The sequence below is a fragment of the uncultured Holdemanella sp. genome (genome assembly GCF_958348295.1).
Taxonomy (GTDB): Bacteria; Bacillota_I; Bacilli_A; order Erysipelotrichales; family Erysipelotrichaceae; genus Holdemanella.
This window is the reverse complement of sequence record NZ_CATVYQ010000008.1, coordinates 1-25,256: the sequence shown is the minus strand read 5'-3', so window position 1 is coordinate 25,256 and position 25,256 is coordinate 1. Positions and strand designations below refer to the sequence as shown.

Here is a 25,256-nt window from a genome sequence, read left to right as displayed (position 1 = left end):
TATGAATCTAGTGTTTTTATTCGTATCATATATTATGTGATTTCAAACCCAACATTGAATTTGTTAAGTTTAATTCGATGTATAAAATTAATAGACATATTGGCTATTGCAGGCATTGTTTTATTGATAAAAAAGTGTCGAATTGTGGTTGTTTTTAATGGAATTAAATATGTTTGGGGCTTGTTTTGGATCATAAAAGCATTACACTCAAAAAGTGTATATTTGGTAATTAATTGCTTAAAATGGCTTTCTTTAGGCCTTTTTATATGTGTTTTAATAAGTGTATGTATATGGTTGTATACGCTTGCAGAACTTATTGTTGATTTTAATAAAACTGTTCACGATTTATAGACATTATTATACATTTCATAAATTATGTGCAATTTTTTATAAAATCACATAATATACCATAATTCATATTCAAACCCTTTAAATAAAGGGCATTAAGAAAAATATTAAGAAATAAATTACTAAAAAGTGCAAACGAATTTTTATCGGAAATTTGCATCAAAAAAAAAAACTTGTTAAACTTCAGGTGTTGTAACGAAGAGGTGATATGATGAATTTTATCGAAAAACATAGTAAAATTTTAGCCGTAAGTCTATGTCTATTAACTTCAGGACCAATTGTTTCGACAATGTATGCTAAAGAAGTTCAACCTGGATGGCATGGTGAAGGCGCAGATCGTTATTATATTTTAGAATCAAATCGTCAGACAGCGACTGGTTTAACAAAAATCGATACTCAACTTTATTATTTCAATAGTAAAGGAGAGATGCAGTTTGGATGGCAAACAGTTTCTGATCAAACTTATTATTTCAAAAAAGATGGAACTGCTGCTACTGGTACTGTTACAATTCAGGGTAGTGAATATAATTTCCAAAAAGAAGGTATCCTACTTCATGGATGGAGTGAAGATGGTAAATCATTCTATGATGAAAAGGGTAAAAAGACTTCAACAAATTGGGTTGAAGACAATGGTGTTAAATATTATTTTGATGAAAATGGAAATTGTGTAACAGGATGGCAAGAAATTGAAGGCCAGGAATATTATTTTGGTTCAGATGGTAAGATGGCTACAGGTCAATTCGATGTAGACGGAACGACATATTTCACAGACTCAGATGGTGTGTTCCGTACAGGATGGCAAGTCATTAACGGTCAGGATTATTATTATGCAAAAAATGGTGAAGTTACAAAGAATCAAATTTTAGATATCGATGGTACTAAATGGGCATTCGATGAAAATGGTAACTTGATTAAAAATGCAGAAAAAGATGGATATAAAATTGATGAAAATGGTGTTGCGACTGAAATAACTCCTGAACAAACTCAGACTCCAACACAAAATACAACTACAAGTACTCCAACACAAAATACTACTACAAGTACTCCAGCTCAAAGTAGTACAACGAATACAAATACTACTCAAGCTCCAGTGCAAAACAATACTGGTAGTTCGACAAACAATAATTATGTACCATCAACTTCAAATGTGAATGCTTCAGCAATTGCTTCTGCAGCATTAGCACAGATTGGGGTTACACAAGATTGTACAATGTTAGTAACCAATTCTTTAAAGGCTGTTGGAATTAATTTCCACGGATGGCCAGAAGATTATTTGAGTTTAGGAACAATTACATCAAATCCAGTTCCAGGCGACATTATTGTATACTCAGGGCATGTTGCAATTTATATTGGAAATGGAATGGCAGTTCATGGTGGATTCTACGGAAGCCAAACAGTAAAATATTCTGCTAATTGTGGTAATACAATACTTGGTTATGTTCATATAGGTTAGAATACAATTCTAGCCTTTTTTTTAACTTTTGTGGTAAAATCAATAATATATTTTCAAGGAGGTCTTGTATGAACTATATTCAAACGCAAAAATTTAGCGATGTTTATGTTTCTTGTAAAACAATGATGCCTTTTAATCGAAACACAATTACTGCATTAAATATTCTTGTGTATATGATGAAGGCGAAAACACAAAAGATGAATTCCAAGCAAAAACTTGCATCAACATTGAATCTAGCTTATGGAACGAAAGTATCCTATGGATTAACTTCTTATGGAGATTTAATTCAGGTAGATGTTCGTTTTCAATTTGTTCGTCCAGACTGGATTGAAGATGATAGTTATGTCAATAAAATCAAAGATATAATGGATCAAGTTCTTTACCATTCTGTGTTGGATGAAGAAAACTTTAAAGAATCAGTATATCTTTTGCAAAATAGATTGTTAGCACAGATGGATGATCCAGCTAATTTGTCGTGCATGTATGCATTTGAAATGGCACATGAAAAACACTCTATTTCAATTCCTGTACAGGGAAGTTTAAAAGATTTAAATAAGCTAACATTGGAAGATGTGAAACAAGTTTATACATTATATATGGATATGGCGAAACACTTCTATATTTGTGGATACATAACACAAGATTTGTATGATTATATTGATTCATTAGATTCTCATTGTGCTTTTATTTCTGAAAGAACATTATTACCTAAAGTAGAGTCTAGTTATAAAATGTATGAAAAAGATATTTCGCAGACATGCATATCGCAAGTGTATTCTACTGGGGTAGATATTTCTAGTCTTGATTATGAGGCAGAATTGATTTTAAATAGTATATTAGGACAAAGCCAAAAAAACTTGATGTTTGATGAAATTCGTGAAAAGAATAGCTTATGTTATTCGATTAACTCTTCTGTAATTCGCTTTGATGGCGCTTTATTGATTCATACGGGTGTGAATCGTAAGGATGTTAATAAAGTACTAAATTTGATTGAAACACAAATTGATCGATTATTGAATATGGATTATGATGACTCTTATTTGGAAATAGCGAAAATGGATTTTAAAGATCGGATTATTAGTGGCTTAGATAGACCTTTATCTTTGATTGCACAAGCTTTTTTAGATGATTTGTTGCATCGTGAGCTTACGACTGAACAAAGAATAGAGAGAATTATGCAGGTGACAAAAGAAGATATATCTCGTGTTGCCTTACAAATGAATCTGGCATCAGTTGCCATTGTTGCGGAGAAAGAAAATGAATTATAATTTGAATATAAAAAAAGAAACATTACCGAATGGCTTACAGGTTATTCTTGTTCATAAGCCAGATTATCAAAGATCTTTATTTCTTTTAGGAGCAAAAGTAGGGGGCTTTGATATTGATCAAAATGTAGATGGATCTATCGTACATCATAAAAGTGGATTGGCACATTATTTAGAACATCAAATGTTTTATTTGGATGGAGAAGATGTAAGTGAGTTATTTGCGAATTTACAATGCTCTACAAATGCCTATACATCCTATACAGAAACAGCATTTTATTTTTCGACAACGGCAGATGTGAAAAAACCATTGAAGTTGTTGTTGGAATTTGTAGAAAATTTAGATGTGACAGAAGATACGATCGAAAAAGAAAAAGGTATCATTTTGAGTGAATATGATATGTATCAACAATCACCAGAACAGCGTCTTTTCAAAGAAACATTAGTTTCGTTGTATAAATATCATCCGATGAAAGTGGATGTTCTTGGTTCAAAAGAAGATATTCAAAATATGAATATGGAAGATTTAAAACAATTTTATGAATTGAATTATGATTCGAGTAAATTGTGTCTTGTTGGAGTAACTGGTAAAGATACAGATGATGTAATGAATTGGATAAAAGAATGTCAAAAAGATGTTGTAAGTAAGTGTGATAAGAATATTTCACGAGTTTTTAAAACAGAGCCTGTGGAAGTGAATCGTCAAGAATATGTGGATACAATGGATATTCATCAGCCTTTTGTTTGTGTAGGCTTTAAAATGCTGCCTTGTACAAATAAAATCGAAGCGTTTGAGAAGGATTTTGCGGTAAATGTATGGCTTGATTCTATTATGGGGCCATTGAATCCTCAATTTCAAGAATGGCTTGATCAAAGAGTCTTCACGCAGTTTGTTGGGGCAGAAGCCGATTTTACTATAGATCATAGTTATGTTTTGTTTTATGCACAAACTTCAAATCCGGATGAGTTTATTGAACTTATAAAAAAACAAGTGACGAATCTAGAAATATCAAAGGATGATTATCAGTCTTTGCATGCACAGGCTATTGCGAATAATTTGCGTGGATTAGATCACTTTGATGGTTTGGCTAATGACTTGTTGAGAAGTTATTTTGAGGAATATGATTATCTAGATAGTTTAAATTGTATTCAAACTATGACTTTAGAAAAGGTGATAGAATATATTAAGTCTTTAGACTTTTCAAATATATGTGTCACTAAAATTCTTCCAAATGACTCTATTTGATCTAATTTGCTTGATTTTAATTAAATTAGAGGCTGTAAAACACGAAAATATGTAAAAAATAACGACCTATAGAGCAAATAGGTCGTTTGTTTTATTATGGGCGTATTTGTAGAATATTCTTGAAGAAGGATGGTGATGAAAATGGTGGTCAAATTTGAAGGAGGATAATTAATTATGAATGCGTTTAGTATTGTAGGAAAAATTACGGACATGCCAGTTTTAAAGGAAACAACAAATGGATTAAAGACTTGTGAACTTCCGATTTCTGTGCAGCGTAACTTTCCAAATTCGGAAGGTATTTATGAAAATGATGATATGATCATTGAAGTATGGAGAGGTCTTGCGGAAACGGTTAGTGCCTCATGCAAAATTGGTGATTATGTCGGTATTAATGGTCGTATTCATTCGCGTAAATACTAAAAGGATGAAAGAATATACTTAAACTATGGCTTTGTAGCTGAAAAAATCGATTTTTTACGTTAGTAAAAAGAAGAAATACATGAATTATGAAAACACATCCACAAAAAAAAGAAGCGATACAATTCGCTTCTTTCTTGTCTTATGCCTAAGATTAACGGTTGTAGAATTCTACTACTAACAATTCGTTGATTTCTTGAGCTGTGAACAATTCTTTACGTTCTGGGTAACGAACATAAGTACCTTTTTTAGCATCTTTGTTAACTTCTACAAAATCAACAGTAGCTGTTGCAGCTTCTAAAGCTTCGTTGATTACGCTTAAGTTTCTAGCGCGTTCACGAATTTCGATAACTTGTCCTGGTTTTACTTGGAAACTAGGGATATCTACTTTCTTACCATCTACTAATACGTGTCCGTGGTTTACTAACTGACGGCTAGCACGACGAGTACGTGCAAATCCCATACGATAAACGATGTTATCTAAACGAGATTCCAACATTACTAAGAAGTTTTCACCAGCAGAACCAGCTTTTTTACTTGCTTTTAAGTAAGTGTTGTAGAATTGTTTTTCACTTAATTGGTAAGTGTGACGAATTCTTTGTTTTTCCTGTAATTGGATACCGTAGTTTGTTAATTTTGGACGACGAGCATTTCCGTGTTGTCCTGGAATAGTGTTACGACGAGTTAATTCTTCACCAGTTTCTAAAACTGAGAATCCAAGACGGCGTGACTTTTTCCAAACGCTTCCTGTGTTTCTTGACATAATTTTTCCTCCTATTGTTTTATATCATTCACAAAACAATAACAGTACAAATCTTTAAAGGTTGTGTTGACAATGATACTTTCCGCTATCAGCTATTAGCTTACTCATATCGCTTATATAGGCTGTAACGCATTTCCTTTAACTTTGTATGCTGCTATCAATTTATGCTTATGTATCATATCAAAGAACATTAATAAAATCAAGAAAATGATGCAATGATTTTGAAGTTTTGCTATAATAAGAATGGTTTGCAAGGAGGTACCACTATGGATAGTGTTTTGAATTTCTTTCGATCAGTATACGCATTTATAAAGAATCAACTTTCTGTGACTGTAATCATCTATCTTTGTATAGCAATTTTAGTCTTGATATTGATTTGGATCCTTATGCGTATGATCAAACGTAAAAAGGCGTCGAAACGACTTTCAGATCTTGAAATTGAAATGAATGAAATTCGTAACAATTCCTTGGCCTATAAATTCAACAAAGCATCTGCATTTGCTAGAGTGAACGACGATATCATGGATAAAGTAAAAAACTTAACTCCAAAATATGATACTTGTCAAAATAACTTAAGTGCATGTGATGATTTGTTTAATGAAGCTGATGATTATGTTTCTAGACATCGTCTTCGCAAGTCTGTACGTGCAATGGATGATTTAGAAACAATGATGGATGAAACGAAAGAAAGAATTCGTATTGTTACGCAATCTTTGGATCACATCCTAGCTCGTGAAACAGAAGTTCGTGAATCGGCAAATGCTTTAAAAGAGCGTTTTCGCAATGTAAAAACTGTTTATCAAGATAATCGTTCTTCATTCTATGGATCTGTAAATTATGTGGATTCATGTTTAGAGGAGATTGAAAATGAATTCTCTAATTTCGAAGAATGGATGTTTGCTTCTGAATTTAATAAGGCAAAGGAAGAACAAGAAAAAATCTCAAAAATGGTGGATGAGATCAGCTCTAAAATTGCAGCCTTCCCTGGACTCTACGAAAAGGCCAAAAATGTACTGCCTCGTGCTATCAACGAAGTTCGTTTGCACATTAAGGAATTACAAGAAAAAGATATTGACTTATCTTATTTAGAACCAGAAGAAAAATTAACAACCATTCAAAATGCATTGGCAAGCTCAATTGATCAATTGGATGCTGGTGACTTTGAAGTGGCTCAAGAAAACTTGGAAGTCATTGGAGATCATATTCTAGCTTTACAGGATGATGTGACAAATGAAAAACAGGCATATGAAGAAATTCATGTGAGTCTTCAATCAAATTTAGATATTGTTAATGTAATTGGTCAGGAACTTGAGGAAATCATGGCGCTTTATGCCAATATTAAAGATCGTTTTGGTCTAGAAGATTGGACACACCGCTTCTCTTTGGCACAAATTCAAATGGAAGATTTAGAAGCTCGTCGTGATGAAATTCAAAAAGAATTGAAACAAAATCAACGTCCAAGCGTAGATGTAATTCATGGTTATCGTAAATTTTCAGAAGATGTTAATGAATTCCACGATCAAGTCAAGGATATGAAAGAGATGCTAGTGGGAGCAAGCAGTGATGAATCACGTGCTAAAAAACAATTAACTAAATTACAGTTGATTTTAAATGAGGTGCGTCTAAATACAGTAACACGTCATTTACCTAGTATTTCATCTCAATTTTCTGCAGATTTAAAAGAAGGCGAACGCTTGATTCAACGTGTTCGTGTCGTGTTGGATCACTCACCATTAGATGTACAAACATTAAATGCAGATTTGCAGGATGCCATCGACTTTGTGTATAAGTTATACAATAACGCAAACAATTTAGTCGGTGTTGCCGTTATGGTAGAAAATGCGATTGTGTTTGGTAACCGTTTCCGTAGTACGCATGCACAAATGGATTCGGATTTAACTCGTGCAGAGCTATGTTTCCAAAATGGAGAATATACTCGTGCACTTAAGATTGCAATTCAAGCAATCGAAAACATGCACCCAGGAATTTATGAGAAGTTAGTAGCTCAAAAAGATCCTGCTGTCATGAATCAGGTGCAGTAATGATTTATTTTGATAATGCTTCGACAACCTCTGTACGTACAGAGGTTCGTCGTGTTTATGGGCAAATGTTAGAAACTTGTTATGGCAACCCAGATAGTTTGCATGCGGCTGGACGTCAGGCAAGTACGCTCATGGAAAAAAGTCGATCAAATATTGCTTCTATGCTTCATGTAGATCCAAGTGAAATCATCTTTACTTCAGCAGCTAGTGAATCCAATACGCTAGCTATTGTTGGATATGCTTTGGCAAATGAACATAGGGGTCATCATGTATTAACAAGTAATGTTGAACATTCGAGTGTTCGTCATGCGATGGAATTTTTAAAGCGTTTTGGCTTTGAAGTTGAATTTCTTCCAATTAACGAAGAAGGTATCGTTACACCGGAATGTTTAAAAGCGCATATGCGTAAAGATACGATTTTAGTTTCTGTTATGCATGTGAATAATGAAATGGGTGCAATCAACCCAATTTCAGAATTAGAAAAAATTGTACACCAAAATCCTACTTGTGTATTTCATGTAGATTGTGTACAGAGCTTCTCAAAAATTGATATTCCTTTTGGAAAATTAGATATGGCTACAATCTCTGCACATAAGATTCATGGTCTAAAGGGGAGTGCCATTTTAATGAAGAAAAAGAAGATTCAGCTTGTTCCAATTATTCAAGGTGGTCAACAAGAACAAGGTCTTCGTGGAGGAACAGAGAATGCACCGGCCAATATTGTTTTGGCAAAAACGATTCGTTTGGCTTTAGAAGAACAATCTAGTGCGTATGCTCATGTTTTAAAGATCAATCAATATTTGCGTGAAGAATTGGCGAAAATCGATGGTGCACATATTCATTCTCCTTTGAGTGCGATTCCATATATTCTAAATATTTCATTTGATCAAATTACAAGTGAAGTCTTATTGAATGCATTGGATCAAAAGGGAATTTGTGTATCCGCAAAAAGTACTTGTTCTTCACAAAACACCAATGCTTCTGAAGTCTTATTGGCTATGCATAAGTCGGAATTTGATGCGACACATGGAATTCGCTTATCTTTTTCTTATGAGAATACTTTGGAAGAGGCAAAATATTTTATAAAAACATGTAAGGAGATTATAGAGAATTATGGCTTATCGTTATAATCATATCTTGATTCGTTATGGCGAATTGAGTTTAAAAGGAAAAAACCGTAACAACTTTATTAAGGCGCTTTATGATAATGTTCGTAAGGCTTTAAAAGCATTCCCAACATTAGAATTTGAAAAACAACATGATCGTATGTATATTTACCTTCATGATGAAGATTCAAAACAGGTTAGTGACATTTTAGCAAAAGTCTTTGGGATTTCATCTTTCTCATTGGCTATTAAAGTGGAACCAGATTTAGATCAAATCATTGATGCTTGTTATGAATCTTTAGATTTAACAACGCCAAAAACATTTAAGGTGGCTGCTCGTCGTAGTGATAAATTATTCCCTTATATTTCAGATGAAATCAATCGTAAGGTTGCTACTAAAATTTTAAAGAACAGTGACTGGAAAGTAGATGTGCATAATCCGGATGTTAAAATTGTTGTAGAAGTTCATCAAGATGCAGCTTACATTATGACAGATCGTATTCAAGGAGCTGGTGGATATCCAGTCGGTGTTGGTGGAAAGGCCATGGTTTTATTGAGTGGTGGAATTGATTCTCCAGTTGCCTGCTACTTAATGATGAAGCGTGGCGTACACATTGAATGCATTCACTATGCATCTCCTCCATATACTTCACAAAATGCACAAGAAAAAGTAATGGAACTGGTAAGACTTGTATCTGGCTATCAAGGTGATGTTTTAGTTCATGTTGTTCCATTTACAGATCTTCAATTAGCTATCTATCAAAATGCAGATGAAAGCTATGCGATCACATTGATGCGTCGTATGATGATGCGTATTGCGACAGGTCTTGCTAAAAAAAGACATGCACAAGCTATCGCAACAGGTGAATCGATTGGACAGGTTGCTAGTCAAACATTAGAAAGTATGCTTACAATCAATGATGTCACAAATATGCCGATTATTCGTCCAGTGGTTTGTATGGATAAAGTTGAAATTATTGATCTATCTAAAAAGATTGGAACTTATGAAACAAGTATTCTTCCTTATGAAGATTGTTGTACGATCTTTACACCTAAAAATCCAGTCACAAAACCTCGTGTTGATAAATGCGAAAAATATGAAGCAAAATGGGATTTTGACAAGATGGTACATGATTGTATAGATAATACAGAAGATATTTGGGTACATCCAGTTAAGGTTGAAGAGGATTTGTTCTAAGAGAAGTGAAAATTAAGCACTTCTCTTTTTCTTTTATGTTATAATCTTTTTATGTTGATATGTCCGGTGTGTAAAGAGAAACTAATAAAAGAAAATAAAACTTTTCGATGCGTAAATAATCACTCTTTTGATTGTGCCAAACAAGGCTATGTGAACTTATCTCGTAAACAGACAAAGAATCATGGGGACAATGCTTTAATGGTCAAAGCGCGTACGGATTTTTTGGAAAAAGATTATTATGATTTTATGCGTCAATATGTAAAGGAAAAGGCTAATGGATCTATTTATTTGGATGCTGGTTGTGGTCAGGGTTACTATACAAAAGAGATAGGTGCAAACTTTGAACATAGTTATGGGATTGATTTGAGTAAGGAAGCGATTCTTCATGCTTCTAAACAAGATAAACATACGCAATATATTGTGGGTAGTTTATTTGATATGCCTTTTTCAAATGCGAGTATTGATTGTGTTACCAGTATTTTTGTGCCGTTAGGACAAAATGAAATTTATCGCATTCTAAAAGAAAATGGATATTGGATCGTTGTGGGTCCGGGTCCTAAGCATTGTTTTGAATTAAAAGAAGTATTGTATGACACACCCTACGAGAATGAAATGCCTGAAATACAAGAACAATATGACATGGTGAGTCAAGAAATCATTAAGGAAACGAAAATGGTTGATGATGTATGGGCTTTGTTGGAAATGACACCATATCGATATAAAACAAGTCAAGCTGGTCTTGATCGAGTAAAAGAATTAGAAAGGTTAGAGGTTACGTTTGAATTTGTCGTAACTGTGTACAAAAAAATATGAAAACAACAATAAAAAAATGGGGAATCAACGGTGAAGGGATTGCATTCCATGAAGGCAAACCGGTATTTATTGAAAATGCCATTCCTGAAGAAGTCATCGAATTTGATATTAAAAGTGATGAAAATACATACTTGATTGGTGAAATGACTCGTTTAGTTGAACAAAGTTCAAAGCGTCGTTATCCTTTATGTCCAATTTGGAAAGAGTGTGGTGGATGTGCCTTGATGCACGTAAAGTATCCTGCACAATGTAAGATGAAAGAGGGTAATTTAAAAGAGACATTAATTAAGTATGCGGATTATAATGGTCGTATATTACCGATTCTAAAAAATCCAGAACCATTGTCATATCGTAATAGTTGTAAACTTCCTTTTGGTGAAGAATATGGTGAATTATATACAGGAATGTATGAGCGTGACACAAATCATTTCCAAAAGATGGAAAGATGTTATGTACATTCAAAACTTTTAGAACAGACGCGTCAGGCTGTTTTAAAAATCATGAATGAACACCATTTAAAGATGTATGATGATAAAAAGAAAACAGGTTATCGTACGTTGGTCATGAAGGAATTTGATTCTAAGATTCAAATTATTTTTGTGACAGGAAAAGAAGATTTAAGTGAAGAATTCATTCATGATATTACACAGTTAGAGGGTGTTGTATCTATCTGGCAAAGTGTAAAAACAGAAACGAAGCGTGAAGTGTTTGGGGATATGCGCTTTATTTGGGGAGAAGAAAAGATGCATCTTCAATTAGAAGACATTCAACTTTCTTTACTTCCTAGATCCTTCTTCCAGTTAAATACGAAACAATCAGTTAACCTTTATAATGTGGTCAAAGATTGGATGCCAAGATCAAAAACAACTGTAGAAGCGTATAGTGGAATTGGTGCTATTAGTTTGTTTGTGAAGGATAAGGCGCAAGAAATTATAGGTGTTGAATCCATTCAAGATGCGGTCGATAATGCCAATGAAAATGCGATGTTAAATCATGCCGATAATGTATCTTTTATTTGTGAAGATGCGGGTAGTGCTTTAGCACACTTAGTGCAAGAAAAAGATGTGGATACATTGATTGTGGATCCGCCTCGTTCTGGTTTGGATGATACAATGAAGGAAACAATTTTAAAATCAAAGATCAAAACGATGATCTATGTTTCTTGTAACCCTGCTACTTTGGCAAAAGACTTGGGCGTATTAAAGAAAGAATACCGCATTGTTAAGATTCAGCCAGTTGATATGTTTAGTCAAACGCCTCATGTAGAAAGTGTTACACTTCTTGTTCGTAATGATGACTATAGACAAAGACGTCGTTTTGATGATAAAAAAGATCGTGACTACAAACCAAGAAGAAGAGATGGTGACTTTAAACCTAAACGTAGCTTTGACGATGCCAAGCCAAGACGTCGATTCGATGATCGAAAAGATGGTGACTATAAACCTAAACGCAGATTTGACGATACCAAGCCAAGACGTCGATTCGATGATCGAAAAGATGGTGACTATAAACCAAAACGTAGATTTGACGATAAAAAAGATGGTGATTTCAAACCAAGAAGACGTTTTAATGATGACAAACCAAATCGTAGATACGGAAAATAAACATGCTAGGATTTCAGATTGACTGAAATCCTTTTCTTATTGGATTCTTGTTAAGTATACCTAACTAAAAAAGTTCACAAATTAACTAAATAGATAGCTTTATGTTAACAAATGCGTTATACTAAAATCGATAGCGCATTCTTTTTATTTTTTTCATAATAATTAATATTAAAAAAATTGGATATTCTTTTAATGTGCCAATTTGTGAATAAAATAATCTGAATCAATGAGGAGGAGTTTAGAAAATGAATAATTTTCCACATTTATTTGAACCAATTGAAATTGGAAAAACAACTGTAAAAAACCGTATTTTTATGCCACCTATTTCAACTAACATGGCCGATAAGGGATATGTTACAGATGATTTAGTGGCACACTATTCTGCACGTGCAAAAGGTGGAGTTGGACTTATCGTTACTGAAGTTGTAACTGTAGAACCAACTTATGTATATCTTCCAGGAGATATGTCAATTTATGATGATAGTTTTATTCCAGGATGGAAAAAATTGGTGGATGGCGTACACCAATATGGAACTAAAATCTTAGCACAATTGTTCCACCCAGCTTATATGGCATTCCCAGTTCCAGGAACACCTCAATTGATTGCACCAAGCTGTGTAGGACCTTATTATGCAAAAAGTGCACCAAGACCAGCAACCATTGAAGAATTACACACAATTGTTGATCAATTTGGTCAAGCGGCTCACCGTGTACAGATTGCCGGTGGTGATGGTGTTGAAATTCAATGTGCTCATGCCCATGGATTATTAGGTGGCTTCTTAACACCTTTATATAATAAACGTACGGACGAATATGGTGGAAATATTGATGGACGTTTACGCTTATGCTTAGAAGTAATCGCATCTGTTCGTAAATACTGTGGAGATGACTTCATTATTGATGTTCGTATTAGTGGTGATGAATATAGTGAAGGTGGATTGACATTAAATGATCAGATCTATGTTTGTAAGCAACTAGAAAAAGCCGGTGTTGATTTTATTCACGTATCAGGTGGTAACACAATCAAACGTGGATCAAGTATGCCAGCTCCTGGTACAAGTGCTGCACCTCACGCTCATTTAAGTGAAGAAATCAAAAAGCATGTAAATATCCCAGTCGCTACTGTTGCTCGTATCAACGAACCTTGGATGGCAGAAGAATTAATCGCAAACGGAAAATGTGATATGTGTATGATTGGACGTCCAAACTTATGTGATAGTGAATTTGCGAATAAGGCATTTGAAGGTAAAGTAGACGATATTCGTCCATGTATTGGATGTGGACGTTGTTTGACAGGTATCATGATGGGTAAACGCATTTCTTGTACAGTAAATCCAAGCGTTGAAGATGATACGATTGAAGAAGCTACAGATAAGAAAAAAGTATTAGTCATTGGTGGTGGTCCTGCTGGTATGGAAGCGGCATATGTTGCTAAAAAACGTGGACACAAAGTTGTTCTTTGTGAAAAATCAAATGAACTTGGTGGACAATTAAGACTTGCCGCGGTTCCAATCGCGAAACAAGAATTGTGTAAAGTTATTAAATTCATGATTCGTCGTTTAGATCATGAAGGTATTGATGTTCGCTTAAATACAGAAGTCACAAAAGAAATGCTTGAAAATGAATTTAAAGATTACGAAATCGTATGTTCAAGTGGAGCTACTCCAAAAGAAATTCCTCCATTTAAAGTATTTAAAAACTGGATGACTGCAGACGATGTATTGTCTGGAAAGAAATATCCAGGACGTAATATTGTCGTATTAGGTGGTGGAAGTGTTGGATGTGAAACAGCTGATTATTTAGCACCATTAATCAATGACTTATTCCCAATGAATCGTAAGATTACATTATTAGAAATGACAAATAACTTAATGCCTGGTGAAGGTGGAGCTGCAAAATCTAGATTGACTCAAAGATTGATGCAGAAAGGTGTTCGCATCGAATTGAATGCACAAGTAACAAGTGTGGATGAAAATACAATTACGTATGTAAAAGAGGGTGTTGAACACAAGCTTACAGAAGCGGATACTTTAATTTTCGCAGTTGGATATGCACCTAAGAAAGTGGAAGTAGAAAGTGAAAATGTACACTACATTGGTGATTGTGAAAAAGTAGGAACTTTAAAAGATGCGATCACAAATGCGCATGAAATCGCAAAAAATATCTAGGAGAAAATATGACAAGTAAATTATTACAACCAATTCAAGTTGGTAATTTAACATTTAAAAATAGAATTATGTTTCCCCCTTTGACAACAGGATATGAAGAAAGAGACGGATCAATTGGACCTCGTTCATTAGCTTTCTATACAAGACTTGCCAAAGGTGGATGTTCCTATATTGTTATTGGTGATGTGGCACCGGTTCGTACGGCAAGTCCAACACCAAAACTATATGATGAATCACAAATTGAAATGTATAAAAAATTGGCTGATGCCTTACATGAACACGATTGTAAAGTCGCTTTACAATTGTTCCACCCAGAATATGATGTTCAAGGTGTAGGAAAAATGATTATGGAAGCTGGTATTGCTGGTCAATTGGCTGCAAAAGCGAAGGCTGCCAATGATTTAGAAGAGGCTGAAAAACAACAAAAGATCTGTGATGAATTGACAAAGGGTGCATACGCAAAATTACATCATGATATGCAGCACTTTGTGACTGAAGCAAGTGTTGAACAATTAACAGCTATTAAAAACAGTATTGCCCAATGTGCTAAAAAAGCACAAAAAGCTGGTATTGATGCGATTGAAATTCATGGGGACCGTTTACTTGGTTCATTATGTTCAACTTTATTAAATCATCGTACAGATAACTATGGTGGTAGCTTAGAAAATCGTACTCGTTATGCATTAGAAGTTTTACAAGCAATTAAAGAAGCTGCGCCAACCATGATGGTCGAATATAAACTTCCAATTATTACAGTCAATCCAGATGGATCTTTACGTGGTAAAGGTGGTTTATTGGAAGATGAAGCGGTTGAATTCGCAAAAATGTTAGATGCAGCAGGAATTGATATGATTCAAGTAGCTCAAGCTAACCACACAGGAAACATGGGCGATACAATTCCTCCTATGGGTGCTGTTCCATATAACTGGACTTTAGGTGCTTGTGAAAAAGTAAAGGCTGTTGTACATTGTCCAGTCGCAACAGTGGGTCGTGTTGTCAGTGTGGAAGCTGGTGAAAAGATTCTAGAAGATGGTACAGCTGACATGATTGGCTATGGAAGAAGTTTATTAACAGATCCAGATATCGCAAATAAAGTTGGCTCAGGTGAATGCATTCGTGAATGTTTGAATTGTAATAAAGGTTGTGTAGATGCCATCCAATCTCGTCGTTATTTAAGTTGTGTATTAAATGCAGAAAATGGAGTTGAAGAAACAATCTTTATTAAGCCATGTGAAGAAACAAAGAACGTTGCCGTAGTTGGTGCAGGTCTTGCCGGATTAGAAGCCGCTCGTGTAGCATATAAACGTGGACATACAGTGACAGTGTTTGAAAAATCAGATCGTTTAGGTGGACAAATCAATATCGCATCAGTTCCACCTAGAAAAGATGAAATTTTACGTTCGGTTCAATACTACGAAAAATTCTTGCCTGGAAAAGTGGACATTCAATTAAACCACGAACCAACAATGGAAGAATTGAATGGATTTGATCATGTTATCTTGGCAATCGGTGCTCACAATATGGATCTTCCTATGCCTGTAGCAAATTCAAATGTTGTATCAAGCTGGGATATCTTGAATGGTCAAGAAGTATCTGGTAAATGTGTTGTCTTAGGTGGAGGTTTAGTAGGTGCTGAAACCGCTGAATATTTGGCAAATAAAGGTCTAGAAGTTTCAATCGTAGAAATGATGGATAAGATTGCAGCACAAGAATCTGAAACTGTATTACCTTTGATGGAAGCTGATTTTGAAGAACACAATGTTCAAAAATTTGTGAATACACGTGTTAGTGAAATTAAAGATAATGTGATCTATGCAGTGAATACAAAAGAAGAGACAAATGTTGAAATTGCAGCAGATACAATCGTAAATGCATTAGGTTCTAAAAAGAATGTATTTGATGATAGTAAGTTAAGTGTTCCATTTACTTATGTAGGAGACTGCAGTGGTGAAAGAACAGCGGATATCGCAAGTGCAATTCGTACAGGATATAAGGCTGCCAATGAAATTTAAGAGGGTGTGAAAACACCTTCTTTTTTTCACAAAAAATGACCGTGGTTCATAAATATATAAATCATATATAATATATATCTCAAAACGGTATAAAAATAATGACCATAGCTCATAAATTTTTACATATTTGAAAATTTGTCTATTAAAAATATATTTTTAAAGAACTAGAATGAAATTATAAATGAAACCGGAGGAAGAGTTATGAATTTTAGTTCTTTACAGAGTAGTGTTCAAAAATTTGGTATGAACCAAGCGTTAAAATATTTGGAGAAGGATCCAGAAACAAACATTCCTAAATTAATGAATTTAGTAGATAAGGTTATGCCTGAAGGTTGGTATGGATCACAGCGTAAGTTGATTCGTGAACAAATCGATGAAAAAGGTGTTTGGTATGATTACATTTTAAAGTTGTATGATTTGGATGCAGGCGTTCGTCAGGCTGTATTTAAAAACTTTATTTTTAATGCAACACTTAATGGTAGTACAAAACAAGAGGAATTGTCAGAAAAATATAATTGTAATATTCCCTGGGCCGTATTATTAGATCCAACATCTGCATGTAATTTGCATTGTACAGGTTGTTGGGCTGCTGAATATGGTCATCAATTAAATTTATCTTTAGACGATATTGATTCGATCATCCGTCAAGGAAAAGAATTAGGTACTTACATGTATATTTATACGGGTGGAGAACCTTTAACACGTAAAAAAGATGTGATTAAAATTTGTGAAATGCACCCCGATTGAGCCTTCTTATCTTTCACAAATGGTACATTGATCGATGAAGAATTCTGTCAGGATATGTTGCGAGTTAAAAACTTTGTGCCAGCCATTAGTTTGGAAGGTTTTGAAACAGCGAATGATTCTAGACGTGGTGAAGGCTGTTATGAAAATGTAAAACGTGCCATGGAATTATTAAAGAAACACAAATTGCCTTTTGGAATTAGTACATGTTATACAAGTGTAAACTATAAAGATATCGCAAGTGATGAATTCTTTGATTTAATGATTGATTCAGGTGCTTTATTCTGCTGGTTCTTCCACTATATGCCAGTAGGAAATGGGGCTGTGAAAGAATTGCTTCCAACACCAGAACAAAGAGCGTATGTTTATCATCAGATTCGTAAGTTCAGAAGTGAAAAACCAATTTTCACTATGGATTTCCAAAATGATGCACAATATGTTGGTGGATGTATTGCCGGAGGAAGAAGATATCTTCATATCAATGCCAAAGGGGATGTAGAACCATGTGTATTCATTCATTATTCAAACTGCAATATTCATGACACGACATTACTCGATGCACTTAGATCTCCATTATTCCAGGCTTATCATGATAATCAACCATTTAATGAAAATATGTTAAGACCTTGTCCAATGTTAGAAAATGCGGGACGCATTCAAGAATTGGTTAAACAAAGTAAAGCAGTCAATACAGATTATGAATCATTAGAAGATGTGGATCACTTATTAGAAAAGACAGTTCCATATGCAAAAAACTGGAAGCCAATGGCTGACAAACTTTGGAATGAACAAAAGAAGTAGACAAATTTAAAAAATGAGTATAAAATTTTCAGCTAAGAAGGAGGGATGTTATGAAGAAGAATAATAAGCGTTTTTCGGGAATATCCAAACTTCCAAATGGAAATACTTCAAATAAAATTGTTCCTGGATGTATTGTCCTTGAGGGAGGTGCCTTTCGAGGATTATATACATCAGGAGTATTAGATGCTTTGATGCAGTTTGAAATCAATATGCAGTGTACAGTAGGTACAAGTGCAGGGGCACTAAACGGATTTAACTATGTGGCTGGTCAAATTGGTCGTAGTGCTAGAATTAATTTAGGGTATCGTCATGATTCTCGATATGTTGGTTTAGAAGCTTTTAAAAACAACAAAGGAATCATTGGATTTGATTTTTTGATGAAAGGAACTCAATATTTTGATCCATTAAATACGCCTCGTTTTATGAATCCAACGCGTGATTTTATTGCGGTATGTACGAATTGTAAAACGGGAAGACCTGAATATTTTAGTAAGAATAAAACGCAAGATATTTTTAAAGCTGTACAAGCCAGTGCAACCATGCCATATGTTTCAAAGATGGTTGAAATTGAAGATGGTTTATATTTAGATGGTGGCTGCAGTGATAAGATAGCGTATCAATGGGCGTTGGATCATGATTATGAGAAAATCATTGTGGTTCGTACGCGTCAAAGAGAGTATCGTAAAAGTGAAGTAAATCCTTTGGTTCAAAAAATGACGAAAAGATTGTATGCAGGCTATCCAGCTTTAGAAAAGAAGCTAGAATCGATGAATAGTGACTACAATAAGCAGTGTGATGAATTAGCAAAACTTGAAAATGAAGGTAGAATCTTTACGATTGCCCCAAGCAAGCCTGTGAATGTATCGCGTGTAGAGAGAGATGTGGATAAACTCGCTGATCTTTACTACATGGGATATTTGGATGGTTTGAATCAGATTCAAAGAATCAAAGAATATTTAGAAATTGATTAAGAGGCGATGCCTCTTTTTCGTTTTGTGTTAGAATAAGTGTAGGTGATTTTTATGGTACAAGAAAGACAACAAGAAATTGTAAATGAATTATTAAACTATATGGATACATTAGAAGATGGTAGTGAAGTAAGTACTTGGGATTTAATGGATGAAGTATTTAACTATCAACGTTTCAATGATGGATATTGTTTTAATGATTTTAAAATTAGCGAAGAAGAATTTATTTCGTTAGATTCACTATTAAAGGAAAGTGCAATGAAAGATGGATTCTTTATTGATGACTCTATTTATCAAGATGTGATTGGGGCTTTTCCTTTTAGTTTAACATTTGTAGTAAGGAAATAAGTATGGAAAAATTAGAAACATTGATTCAAGAATTATATCAAGAAGGAACTCGTGAAAAGAATATGGAGGTTCTTTCGCATATTCGTAAACTGGCAAAAGAAGAAAAACAATTTATTATTCCTGTCGGTGATGCAAATGGTGAAAAGGTCTATCGAAGATTATCTTTAGATGATGGTCAAGATGTATTTGTAGCCTTTACCACTCAGAATCAAGTGGATTTGGGTCAGGCTACAGAAACATTAAATCAAAGTGTGATGGATGTACTCCATATGGTGCATGATACACAAGGTGTAAGTGGAGTTGTATTAAATCCTTGGAAAGATTCGTATTTTTTACCAAAGGTTTTAATTGAAATGATTTTAGACAATAAGAATTTAGAGAGTGAAATCAAAGTAGTAAAAGGAGATATCACTACTTTTGATGGAGATTGTATTGTCAATGCAGCGAATGAATCGCTTTTGGGTGGCGGCGGTGTAGATGGCGCTATTCATAGAGCAGCTGGCCCCATGTTACTTGAAGAGTGTAAATTATTAAATGGCTGTCAAACAGGGCAGGCCAAGATTACAAAGGGCTATGATTTAAAGGCGAAGTATGTGATTCATACAGTAGGACCCATTTATTCGGGTCAACATGAAGATGAGCATATGTTGAGGGATTGTTATTGGAATAGCTTAACGTTAGCTAGAAAGTATGATATTCATACAATCGCTTTTCCAGCTATTTCATGTGGCGTTTATGGCTATCCAGTAGAAAAGGCAGTGCCATTAGTATTAAAGACAATTGCGGATTGGTTGGATGCGAATAGTGATTATACAATGAAAATCAGTTTGTATTGTTTTGATGAAGAAACGACAAAGGAATATCAAAAATATACATCGTATCAGGGAGAATAATCTTCCTGATTCTTTTTATTAACTATTTAGAAAAATTTCTAAATAGTATTGAAATAATATTTAAAAGGTATATAATCTATTTAGAAATATTTCTAAATAGGTGGTGATATTTTGTTTGAAAAAACATTTAAAGCGCTAGGTGCGCCAGTACGAAGAGACATATTGAATTTATTAAAGAAAGGCAAAATGTCAGCTGGAGATATTGCAAGTCATTTTGATATGAGCCAGGCTACTGTTTCTTATCATTTATCCTTATTAAAGGATGCAGGTTTGATTTGTGAAGAGAAGGATAAAAATTTTATCTTTTATCAAATTAACGCATCTGTTTTTGAGGAGATGTTGTGTTATTTTAAATCTTTTATTGGAGGGAATGAAGATGTTGAAGAATAAATGGTTTATGTTTAGTTTAGCTTTGTTTGTGATTCCTTTAGTATTGAATCTAGTTTTCTATAATCAACTTCCAGATGTTGTGCCAACCCATTTTGATGTAAATGGACAAGTCAATGGAACAATGCCTAAGTTTATGGGGTTATTTGGCATGTTATTTTTGTGTTTGGCAATCCATGTGTTTACTTGTTTTGTGAGTGTAAAAGATCCAAAGCGAAATAATATTCCAGATTTTATGATGAATATTTTATTTATGATTTGTCCAGTCATCTGTATCATTATCGATATGACAATCATTTATTTTGGTTTGGGCTATCCTTTTGATGTTAGTTTTGTGATGAATATTCTAGTGGGTGTATTACTAATTGTATTAGGAAATTATTTGCCAAAAGTAAAACGGAATTATGCAGTTGGAATTAAAACATCGTGGGCATTGAATAGTGATGAAAACTGGGTGTTGTCAAATCGTGTGGGTGGCTATTGTATGGTGATAGCTGGAATCTTATATATAGTACTTGGATTACTTGGCTATATGACAATGGGAATTGTTGTGATTCTTGTAGCGACTATTATTCCGTGTATCTATAGTTATATATTATTTAAGCGAGGAATTTAGAATCCTCGCTTGATTTCATTTTGGATGCATTTGAATAAGACTTGAATCGTTTCACTAATCATTTTCTTCGTTTGACTATCCATATTTTGAATGGATTTGATCATCTCAACCATATCGATATTCTTTCTTAAATCCTTTGGATTTTCATAATCTGAAAAGACAGAATAAATGGTATCAATGACTTGTTTGCGGGTATTGACATCAATGGATTTAAGCCAATTGGATAGTGTGGATTGTGTATGTTTGGATAGTTGATCATTTTGTTTAAGATAAATAAAATCACCGTTTTCAACGCACCACGTAAATGGATCGTGTTGAAGGATGGATATGGCATCACTTTGAATGATTTGATAATTATTTGTTTCTTCAAGTAAGAGTCCAATAATACTCGATTGTGGTATGGTCTTAAATACTTTCTTATCCGTTTGATAAGGTGTAAGAAATCCAGGCCCATCATGGTTGTATATACAATAAATTGGATTATGTGTATGTATGCCTGCATATAGGGCAAGATTTGCTCCTTTGGAGTGTCCTCCTAAGATGAGTTTGTGTTTTGTCTTATAATTATTCACATAGTTTAAGGCAGAAATTTGACTTGGAATATTTTCTTGAAAACATAGATTGAAGTCTTCTTTCCATCCTACAAAACTAGCGTCTGTACCGCGAAAGGCAATGTAATCTATTTGGTTGGGTAAATGAAAAGTCATAGCACAGAATTGTTTTTCATTATCTTTGTCAAAATTAGTTTGTAGATGAGAAATGGTAATGGCTTCATAGCGAAGGGAGTGTATGAATTGAAGAAATAATTCTTCGTTTAATTCAGGTACTCGGGTATCCATGCATAAAGTATCAATTTCATTTTCAAAATCATTTAATAAATGGATTTCGGATTCGATATCAATGCTTGAGTTTTCAAATTTAATATAGGAAATTTGTGAGAGAATCAAAGAGTCCACATTATTAAATGGGTATTCTTCAAGGGTTAAATTTCCGTATTCTTTGATGTAGTCAATGATGTTTTTCATAGCTTTATTGTAGTTCAGAAATACATTTATTGAAATATGTTCATCCATAATTTTAAAATTTAAAGAGTTCGTATACAATAAAGTTAGTGAAGGTGGATTGTTATGTTGATTTTTGGGATTTTGAGTATTTGTCTGAGTTTAGATGTATTTGTATGTGCACTAGAACAGGGGGCTTCAATTCGTAATATTCGCTTTTCAAAAGCATTGGTTTATGGATTGATTTTTGCACTATGCAGTTCGGGTATGTTTTTATTAGGACATGGAATGTCCACACATATTTTTGGGCGTCCATTGGCAACATTGAATAAATATGTTGCGATATTTGTCTTTTTGATTCTTGGAAATGGAATGATCATTTATAGTTTTAAGCGTGGAAAGTTTGTGGAAAGACTACAAGAGTTTGATACAAAACAAATTATTAAATTGGCTCTTATTGGAGGACTCGACTGTTTCTTTGTTGGAGTTGGCTGTTATTATATGAATCTTCCTTATTTGATGGAGTCTTTAGTCTTATTTTTAATTGTACTTGCTGGCTATATGATTCATTTTTATATTGGATATTATAATGGGGCCGGATATCAAAAGGCTTATTATTTTCTTTGCGGAGTCGTATACTTATTTATGAGCTTATCATTAATTTTTAAATTAATTCGATTGTAGAGGTGATTTCATGACATTTAATGAAAAGGTGACAATGAAAGATCTTCTGAGTGAGGGATTGTATATTTTGATGCAACAAAAGCCTTTCGAAAAGATCACAATCAAACAGATTTGCGATAAAACAGGCGTTATTCGTGGAACTTTCTATAATCATTTTATGGATAAGTATGAGGCATTGGAATATTTGATTCATCGTATGTTTTATAAAGGGATTGAGCATGAATCAAATCCTCAAATTATAAAACATATCTTTCAGACTGTAAGTGATGATCGTGATTTCTTTAAGTCTTGTTATAGAATTACAGGGCAGAATGGTTTTGAAGATTTAATGAGTAATGTGTTTAAAGAAATATTTAGAAATGTATTTTCTTATTTAGATGTGAGTAGGATGGATTCAAGATTCACAATAGATTTTTTAGTGGATTATTATGCGAATGATTTATTATACTTTTTAAAGTATTGGATTTCGCATAATTTTGAACCGGATGTAGAAACATATTATGCCAAGATTGATGTTTTATTTAAAAACAGTATTAAAGAATTAAATATTCGATATATGGATAAATCTTAAATTGACAAATTGTGTATTGTCTAGTAGGATAAAAACGTATAAAAAGGCAATGAAGAGGGCGAGTACCTTTTAGAAATACTTTAGAGAGCTTTTGGTTGGTGAAAAAAAGCGTAGGACTAATTGGGAATAAAGACTTGGAGCTATTTGTATTTCCTGCATTAAAGGAAGCGCTGTTTATAGACAGTGACTAAGGCTAGACAAAGTGATTTGTCTGGTAAATTAGGGTGGTAACACGAGCACTTCGTCCCTTTGTGGCAAGTGCCTTTTTTTATGGATAAAAGAAAAAGGAGAAAACAATGGAAAAGTTAACGCAACAAGAACAAGTTCGTCGTCAAAAGATGCAAGATTTGATCGACATGGGTATTGATCCATTTGGATCTCGTTATGATCGTACTTCAAATTCGGGTATTATCAAATCATCTTATGAAGACAAGACAAAAGAAGAATTAGATGAATTACAAGTAACTGTTAAAATTGCAGGTCGTATCATGACGAAGCGTCGTCAGGGTAAGGCTGGTTTTATGAATATCCAGGATCGTGAAGGTCAAATTCAGATTTATGTTCGTAAAGATGAAATTGGTGATGATCAATATGAAATCTTCAAGAAAAATGATATTGGAGACATTGTAGGTATTGAAGGTACTGTTATGAAAACAGATCATGGACAATTGTCTGTTCGTGCTAAAAATTATACACACCTTTCAAAATCACTTCGTCCTTTACCAGAAAAATTCCATGGTTTAACAGATGTTGAAGAGCGTTTCCGTCGTCGTTATGTAGACTTGATCATGAATCCAGAAGCTAAGCATATTGCACTAACAAGACCAAAAATTATTCGTGCAATCCAACATTATTTGGATGGTCAAGGTTTAGTGGAAGTTGAAACTCCAGTTATGCAACCAATCTTAGGTGGTGCAAGTGCTAGACCTTTCGTAACGCACCACAACACATTAAATATGGATTTCTATTTGCGTATTGCGACTGAATTACCATTAAAGCGTTTGATCGTTGGTGGTTTAGAAGGTGTTTATGAAATTGGTCGTTTATTCCGTAATGAAGGTATGGATGCGATGCATAATCCTGAATTTACTACCGTTGAAGCTTATGTTGCCTATAGTGATTTACATGGAATGATGGACTTGATTGAAGGTTTATTTGATTCAGTAGCTAATGAAGTATTGGGTACTACAGATATTACTTATCAAGGAACTCAATTATCATTAAAGGCTCCTTTTAAACGTATTCACATGGTTGATGCGATCAAAGAAGCTTGTGGTGTAGATTTCTGGCAAGATATGAGTTATGAAGAAGCTGTTAAATTGGCTGAGGAACATGATATTGAAGTTGAAAAGATCCATAATACAGTTGGACACATCATCAACTTATTCTTCGAAAAATATGTTGAAGAAACAATTGTACAACCAACATTTGTATATGGTCATCCAACATCAATTTCTCCATTAGCTAAAAAGAATAAGAAGGATCCTAGATTTGCGGATCGTTATGAATTGTTCATTTGTGGACACGAATATGCGAACGCATTCTCTGAATTAAATGATCCAATTGATCAAAGAGAACGTTTCGAAAAACAATTAGAACTTCGTGAATTAGGTGATGATGAAGCCAACGAAGTGGATACAGATTATGTAGAAGCATTGGAATATGGTCTTCCTCCAACTGGTGGTGTAGGACTTGGAATTGATCGTTTCGTAATGTTGTTGACTGATCAAAGAACAATTCGTGAAGTATTATTATTCCCTCACATGAAAAACATAGGGGATTCAAACAAGAAAGCAGCAGCTAAAAAA

General features: G+C 34.0%; 23 protein-coding genes and 1 other annotated feature. Of the genes, 21 read left to right on the top strand and 2 right to left on the bottom strand.

Features of this window, described 5'->3' with window-relative positions; all coding sequences use genetic code 11:
* Positions 1 to 556 precede the first annotated feature (556 nt).
* The 4 genes from Q3907_RS02620 to Q3907_RS02605 all read left to right on the top strand — a co-directional run bounded on the left by Q3907_RS02620 (position 557) and on the right by Q3907_RS02605 (position 4,732).
* Entirely contained in the window at positions 557 to 1,801 is a 1,245-nt protein-coding gene (locus Q3907_RS02620) for an NlpC/P60 family protein (RefSeq protein WP_301897106.1), read from the top strand.
* Between the two features lie 68 nt (positions 1,802 to 1,869).
* Positions 1,870 to 3,069, top strand: coding sequence for a pitrilysin family protein (locus tag Q3907_RS02615; RefSeq protein WP_301897105.1), 1,200 nt, complete (start codon positions 1,870 to 1,872; stop codon positions 3,067 to 3,069).
* Entirely contained in the window at positions 3,059 to 4,312 is a 1,254-nt protein-coding gene (locus Q3907_RS02610) for a pitrilysin family protein (RefSeq protein WP_301897104.1), read from the top strand. The genes Q3907_RS02615 and Q3907_RS02610 overlap by 11 nt, the downstream gene beginning before the upstream one ends.
* Before the next feature lie 174 nt (positions 4,313 to 4,486).
* Positions 4,487 to 4,732 carry a single-stranded DNA-binding protein gene (locus tag Q3907_RS02605; RefSeq protein ID WP_301897103.1) on the top strand — a complete coding sequence of 82 codons (246 nt, stop codon included), beginning with the start codon at positions 4,487 to 4,489 and terminating at the stop codon, positions 4,730 to 4,732.
* A 151-nt stretch (positions 4,733 to 4,883) separates the two neighbouring features.
* Here Q3907_RS02605 and rpsD read toward each other — a convergent pair whose 3' ends face one another.
* The gene (rpsD, locus tag Q3907_RS02600) at positions 4,884 to 5,492 is read right to left on the bottom strand and encodes a 30S ribosomal protein S4 (protein ID WP_295642884.1); all 609 of its coding nucleotides are present in this window, start codon (positions 5,490 to 5,492) and stop codon (positions 4,884 to 4,886) included.
* Between the two features lie 266 nt (positions 5,493 to 5,758).
* Between rpsD and Q3907_RS02595 the strand changes: the two genes are divergently transcribed.
* The 14 genes from Q3907_RS02595 (at position 5,759) to Q3907_RS02530 (ending at position 21,192) form a co-directional block, all read left to right on the top strand.
* Positions 5,759 to 7,534 (top strand): septation ring formation regulator EzrA, encoded by a 1,776-nt coding sequence (locus tag Q3907_RS02595; protein WP_301897101.1) that lies wholly within the window; start codon positions 5,759 to 5,761, stop codon positions 7,532 to 7,534.
* Positions 7,534 to 8,664, top strand: a complete 1,131-nt coding sequence (locus tag Q3907_RS02590; protein WP_301897099.1) for a cysteine desulfurase family protein — start codon at positions 7,534 to 7,536, stop codon at positions 8,662 to 8,664. Before Q3907_RS02595 ends, Q3907_RS02590 begins: the two co-directional genes overlap by 1 nt.
* A complete protein-coding gene (gene thiI / locus Q3907_RS02585; protein WP_301897097.1) occupies positions 8,648 to 9,838 on the top strand; it encodes a tRNA uracil 4-sulfurtransferase ThiI in 1,191 nt (396 codons plus the stop codon). Before Q3907_RS02590 ends, thiI begins: the two co-directional genes overlap by 17 nt.
* Before the next feature lie 51 nt (positions 9,839 to 9,889).
* Positions 9,890 to 10,651, top strand: a complete 762-nt coding sequence (locus Q3907_RS02580) for a putative RNA methyltransferase (protein ID WP_301897095.1) — start codon at positions 9,890 to 9,892, stop codon at positions 10,649 to 10,651.
* Positions 10,648 to 12,255 carry a 23S rRNA (uracil(1939)-C(5))-methyltransferase RlmD gene (gene rlmD, locus Q3907_RS02575; RefSeq protein WP_301897093.1) on the top strand — a complete coding sequence of 536 codons (1,608 nt, stop codon included), beginning with the start codon at positions 10,648 to 10,650 and terminating at the stop codon, positions 12,253 to 12,255. The genes Q3907_RS02580 and rlmD overlap by 4 nt, the downstream gene beginning before the upstream one ends.
* Before the next feature lie 245 nt (positions 12,256 to 12,500).
* The gene (locus tag Q3907_RS02570; protein WP_301897092.1) at positions 12,501 to 14,423 is read left to right on the top strand and encodes an FAD-dependent oxidoreductase; all 1,923 of its coding nucleotides are present in this window, start codon (positions 12,501 to 12,503) and stop codon (positions 14,421 to 14,423) included.
* 8 nt (positions 14,424 to 14,431) lie between these two features.
* Complete coding sequence (gene bilR / locus Q3907_RS02565) at positions 14,432 to 16,435, top strand: bilirubin reductase, long form (RefSeq protein ID WP_301897091.1); 2,004 nt, start codon at positions 14,432 to 14,434, stop codon at positions 16,433 to 16,435.
* A gap of 201 nt (positions 16,436 to 16,636) precedes the next feature.
* Positions 16,637 to 17,182 carry a radical SAM protein gene (locus Q3907_RS02560; RefSeq protein WP_301897090.1) on the top strand — a complete coding sequence of 182 codons (546 nt, stop codon included), beginning with the start codon at positions 16,637 to 16,639 and terminating at the stop codon, positions 17,180 to 17,182.
* A gap of 54 nt (positions 17,183 to 17,236) precedes the next feature.
* Positions 17,237 to 17,980, top strand: coding sequence for an SPASM domain-containing protein (locus Q3907_RS02555; protein ID WP_301897089.1), 744 nt, complete (start codon positions 17,237 to 17,239; stop codon positions 17,978 to 17,980).
* A gap of 50 nt (positions 17,981 to 18,030) precedes the next feature.
* Entirely contained in the window at positions 18,031 to 18,951 is a 921-nt protein-coding gene (locus Q3907_RS02550) for a patatin family protein (RefSeq protein ID WP_301897088.1), read from the top strand.
* A gap of 51 nt (positions 18,952 to 19,002) precedes the next feature.
* Positions 19,003 to 19,296 carry a hypothetical protein gene (locus Q3907_RS02545; RefSeq protein ID WP_301897087.1) on the top strand — a complete coding sequence of 98 codons (294 nt, stop codon included), beginning with the start codon at positions 19,003 to 19,005 and terminating at the stop codon, positions 19,294 to 19,296.
* Positions 19,297 to 19,298: 2 nt separating this feature from the next.
* On the top strand, positions 19,299 to 20,189 hold the full coding sequence (locus tag Q3907_RS02540) for an O-acetyl-ADP-ribose deacetylase (RefSeq protein WP_301897086.1): 891 nt from the start codon (positions 19,299 to 19,301) through the stop codon (positions 20,187 to 20,189).
* A gap of 108 nt (positions 20,190 to 20,297) precedes the next feature.
* Positions 20,298 to 20,579, top strand: coding sequence for an autorepressor SdpR family transcription factor (locus Q3907_RS02535; protein WP_301897144.1), 282 nt, complete (start codon positions 20,298 to 20,300; stop codon positions 20,577 to 20,579).
* On the top strand, positions 20,566 to 21,192 hold the full coding sequence (locus Q3907_RS02530) for an SdpI family protein (protein WP_301897085.1): 627 nt from the start codon (positions 20,566 to 20,568) through the stop codon (positions 21,190 to 21,192). The genes Q3907_RS02535 and Q3907_RS02530 overlap by 14 nt, the downstream gene beginning before the upstream one ends.
* Here Q3907_RS02530 and Q3907_RS02525 read toward each other — a convergent pair.
* Complete coding sequence (locus tag Q3907_RS02525) at positions 21,189 to 22,217, bottom strand: Mbeg1-like protein (protein ID WP_295560872.1); 1,029 nt, start codon at positions 22,215 to 22,217, stop codon at positions 21,189 to 21,191. The two genes, Q3907_RS02530 and Q3907_RS02525, sit on opposite strands and share 4 nt — an antisense overlap.
* 102 nt (positions 22,218 to 22,319) lie before the next feature.
* Between Q3907_RS02525 and Q3907_RS02520 the strand changes: the two genes are divergently transcribed.
* The 3 genes from Q3907_RS02520 to lysS form a co-directional block, all read left to right on the top strand.
* Positions 22,320 to 22,877 carry a manganese efflux pump gene (locus tag Q3907_RS02520; protein WP_301897084.1) on the top strand — a complete coding sequence of 186 codons (558 nt, stop codon included), beginning with the start codon at positions 22,320 to 22,322 and terminating at the stop codon, positions 22,875 to 22,877.
* A gap of 10 nt (positions 22,878 to 22,887) precedes the next feature.
* Positions 22,888 to 23,448 carry a TetR/AcrR family transcriptional regulator C-terminal domain-containing protein gene (locus Q3907_RS02515; protein ID WP_301897082.1) on the top strand — a complete coding sequence of 187 codons (561 nt, stop codon included), beginning with the start codon at positions 22,888 to 22,890 and terminating at the stop codon, positions 23,446 to 23,448.
* 40 nt (positions 23,449 to 23,488) lie between these two features.
* Positions 23,489 to 23,700 (top strand) — a binding site (T-box leader).
* A 44-nt stretch (positions 23,701 to 23,744) separates the two neighbouring features.
* On the top strand, positions 23,745 to 25,256 hold a 1,512-nt coding region (lysS, locus tag Q3907_RS02510), incomplete at its 3' end, for a lysine--tRNA ligase (protein ID WP_301897080.1).